This window comes from Lacticaseibacillus camelliae DSM 22697 = JCM 13995 (assembly GCF_001311195.1).
Classification (GTDB): domain Bacteria; phylum Bacillota; class Bacilli; order Lactobacillales; family Lactobacillaceae; genus Lacticaseibacillus; species Lacticaseibacillus camelliae.
The window spans coordinates 1-3,390 of the sequence record NZ_BBAJ01000130.1; the positions used below are offsets into that span (position 1 = coordinate 1).

Below are 3,390 nucleotides of genomic sequence, written 5' to 3' on the forward strand. Positions count from 1 at the left end.
AAAATTGAGGAACTCCTTTAAGATTGTCTTTCCAAAAGTCATTTTTACACTCATTTCCTGCACGATGACTGCCTATGCATTCACGCGTTTCGAGTTTCCATTTAAGAAAATTCTTTTCAGCCTTGTAGTTGCGACTTTGTTTCTGCCGGGTGTGGTAACCCGGATTCCTATGTATATCATGTGGCGCGATCTTCATTTACTTGATACGTATGTGCCATTGATTTTGCCTGATGTATTTGCACAGGAAGCGTTCTTTGTATTTATGCTGATTCAATTTATGCGAGGAATCCCGAAAGAGTACGATGAGGCGGCAATTATGGACGGGTGCAATTCGCTTCAAGTGTTACTTCGCATATTAGTTCCGATGATGAAGCCGGCTTTAATAACAGTTGTACTTTTTCAGTTTATTTGGTCCATGAATGATTTTATGACACCGTTGATTTATCTCTCGACAGTCTCAAAGTTTCCCGTTGCAATTGCATTGAAGATGGCAACAGACGCATCCTCCGGCTTTGTACCTTGGAATCAGACGATTGCGATGTCACTGATTGCGCTGGTTCCTTCGCTGGTTCTGTTCTTCTCTGCATCACGGAACTTTGTGGATGGCATGTCTGCTGGTGGTATCAAGGGTGATTTGAATGATCAAGATGTTCATGCAGCCGTTTATGCCTGCATCGATTCATAGCAAGATTGATAGATTTTTCGAACTGTATAAAGTCACTTTCGCTTTCGCAATTTACTGCATTCCTTGGTGGCTAGTGAACCAGTTCTTCAAGTTTAGTTTGCTAACTAGTCCTCTTTACGGTCTTTGCGTTTTGATTTTGATTCCAAACGTCGTTGTGATGCTACATCAATTTGGGCAGGTTTATCTTGAAGGTCACTCCTTTACCTTAAAAGAGGACATGGCTACCTTCGCTCAACGTTGGCGTGCGTTTCGACAATTACGCTGGGGGTTTAATGCGGTGGTTACGATTATTGGGATGGGATTTACGTTCGAATTTCTGCTTGTCATGAGGCAAGAAGTATTGCACTTCATGATTATCCCATTTTTGATTATTGGAGCTTTTTTTAATGGCAACGCTTTGGAATTACCTGCTGGTGACAGCAATTGACAAAAGTGGGGAGAACCTGCATGAACAGCTTAAAAAGTCGGTTTATTTGGGCTGGCGAAGTATCTTTGGTGCCTTGACTATAGGGCTACTATTGTCTCTCTGGCTGTCAGTGGGGTATCAGGCAACGATACTGAATATACTTGGCATGAACATCGTGGTCTTTTGGATCGGTTATAAGTTAACGATCAAAGCTGTACAGAGGACTATCAACCCTGTACAGGCTGGATTGGAGAATAAATGATGGCTGATTTTACAATTACAGGATTTGCTGATGAGATTGGGCCGGATCTCGATGAGCAAATTCGCGTGCTTCATGAAAACGGAATTTCGCACATTGAAGTCCGAGGAATTGATGGCGAAAACGTGAGCGAGTTTACGCTTGCCGAGGCGAAAGGGTATAAGAAGCGGCTTGATGACGCTGGGATTAAGGTTTCAAGCATTGGCTCCCCAATTGGGAAAATCGAAATTACGGATGCCTTTGAGCCCCATCTGGAACAGTTTAAGCATGTTCTTGAGGTGGCGCGTGTTTTCAACGCTCAATATGTGCGGGTGTTTAGCTTCTTCATGGCGGATTCAGATACGGCAAAGTACCAGGATGAAGTGATTCGCCGTTGGCAGGCCTTTATGGAAGCGGCAAAGGATTATCCCGAAATTACCTTGCTTCATGAGAACGAGAAGGCAATCTTTGGGGATGTACCTGAACGGTGCTTGACCTTGCTTAAGTCAATTGACTCGCCACAGCTTCGCGCTGCTTTTGATCCGGCTAACTTTGTTCAGTGCGGCGTAAAGGTTTACCCAGAGGCATTTGATCTACTTGCACCCTACATTGCGTATATCCACATCAAGGACGCGCATTACGCTGACCGTGCGGTAACACCGGCTGGGTATGGTGATGGGAAGTTAAAGGATATTTTGGCACGACTGGTCAAGGATAATTATCATGGGTATCTGTCTTTGGAGCCGCATCTCACTGAGTTTACCGGGTTTGCACAACTCGAGCAGGATGGTGTCTCGATTGCCGATAATGAGGTAGACGATGGTGCCCGTGCTTTCACGGTTGCAAGTAACGCATTGAAAGCAATCTTAGTCGATCAGTTGCATCAAGAATGGAAGTGATATTTTGACAGAATTACGCATTGGTATTATCGGCATTGGCAATATTGGTAATTTACACGCGGGTTACCTGTCGAAAGGTCAGATCAAGCATGCACGCTTAGTCGCTATGTGTGACACTAATCCAGAGAAGCTTGAGTTGGCCAAAAAGCGTTATGGTGAGCATTACCAATTCTATGACACAGACGAAGCGATGATGGCGGATCCGAATGTTGACGCTGTGATTATCTCAACTCCTCATTACGCTCATCCAGTATTGGCCATGCAAGCGATGAAGGCAGGAAAGCATGTCTTGAGTGAAAAGCCAGCAGGTGTGTACACGAAGAAAGTTCGGGAGGCAATTGAGGTTTCGAAACGGCACCCCGAACTAACATACGCATTAATGTACAACCAGCGGATGAACCCAGTCTATCAAAAGGCCAAGCAATTGGTCGATTCCGGTGAAATTGGCGAGCTGCGTCGGACTAACTGGATCATTACCAATTGGTATCGCTCACAGAGCTACTATGATTCAGGCGACTGGCGAGCTACTTGGGCCGGTGAAGGTGGTGGTGTGCTGCTTAACCAGGATCCGCATCAGCTAGATTTGTGGCAATGGATTTGCGGCATGCCGAGTCGCTTGATTGGTTTCACCTATGAGGGTAAGCGTCGCAATGTGGAAGTTGAAACTGAAGTCACTGCGTACTGCGAATACGCTAACGGTGCTACTGGGGTCTTTGTTACCACTACGACTGAAACGCCGGGGACCAATCGCTTTGAGATTGTCGGCTCTAAGGGCAAGATCGTCATCGAGGATTCCCAACTCAAGTTTTGGCAGAATCAGGTCGATGAAGCCGATTGGAACAAGAATTACAAGGGTGGGTTTGGCGAACCTGAGACCTGGAAGATTGATATTCCAGTAAAATTTGATGGGGATTCCGGGCACCCGAAGATTGTCCAGAATTTCGTTAATCACATCTTATTTGGCGAAACGTTGTTGAGCCCTGCCAGCGATGGCATTTACGGTCTTTCTATCTCTAATGCCATTTACCAATCGAGTTGGGAGCACCGGTGGGTCGACTTTCCAATCGATGAAGATGACTTCCTAAGCCAGCTGCAGAAGCGTATTGCTTCCTCGAAGAAAAAGCAGGTAAAGGATCAAGTCTTAAATACGGACCTCAATTTT

5 protein-coding genes are annotated in these 3,390 nt (G+C 45.5%); all 5 read left to right on the forward strand.

Annotated features, from left to right (window positions below):
• Positions 1-685 (forward strand): carbohydrate ABC transporter permease (locus tag JCM13995_RS13160; protein WP_054666450.1); only part of this gene is annotated, 685 nt, incomplete at its 5' end.
• Positions 639-1,112, forward strand: a complete 474-nt coding sequence (locus JCM13995_RS13165) for a hypothetical protein (RefSeq protein WP_156314508.1) — start codon at positions 639-641, stop codon at positions 1,110-1,112. The genes JCM13995_RS13160 and JCM13995_RS13165, both read left to right, overlap by 47 nt.
• Positions 1,072-1,353: a hypothetical protein gene (locus JCM13995_RS13170; protein WP_156314509.1), complete on the forward strand. Its 282-nt coding sequence runs from the start codon at positions 1,072-1,074 to the stop codon at positions 1,351-1,353. Before JCM13995_RS13165 ends, JCM13995_RS13170 begins: the two co-directional genes overlap by 41 nt.
• Positions 1,353-2,228 (forward strand): sugar phosphate isomerase/epimerase family protein, encoded by an 876-nt coding sequence (locus tag JCM13995_RS13175; protein WP_054666460.1) that lies wholly within the window; start codon positions 1,353-1,355, stop codon positions 2,226-2,228. Before JCM13995_RS13170 ends, JCM13995_RS13175 begins: the two co-directional genes overlap by 1 nt.
• 4 nt (positions 2,229-2,232) lie before the next feature.
• A partial coding sequence (locus JCM13995_RS13180) for a Gfo/Idh/MocA family protein (RefSeq protein ID WP_054666464.1) occupies positions 2,233-3,390 on the forward strand: 1,158 nt, incomplete at its 3' end.

Excerpts from the sequence above, each read along its gene's own strand:
- JCM13995_RS13165 (WP_156314508.1), top strand. The coding sequence starts at position 639 with ATGATCAAGATGTTCATGCAGCCGTTTATGCCTGCATCGATTCATAGC.
- JCM13995_RS13170 (WP_156314509.1), top strand. The coding sequence starts at position 1,072 with ATGGCAACGCTTTGGAATTACCTGCTGGTGACAGCAATTGACAAAAGT.
- JCM13995_RS13175 (WP_054666460.1), top strand. The coding sequence starts at position 1,353 with ATGGCTGATTTTACAATTACAGGATTTGCTGATGAGATTGGGCCGGAT.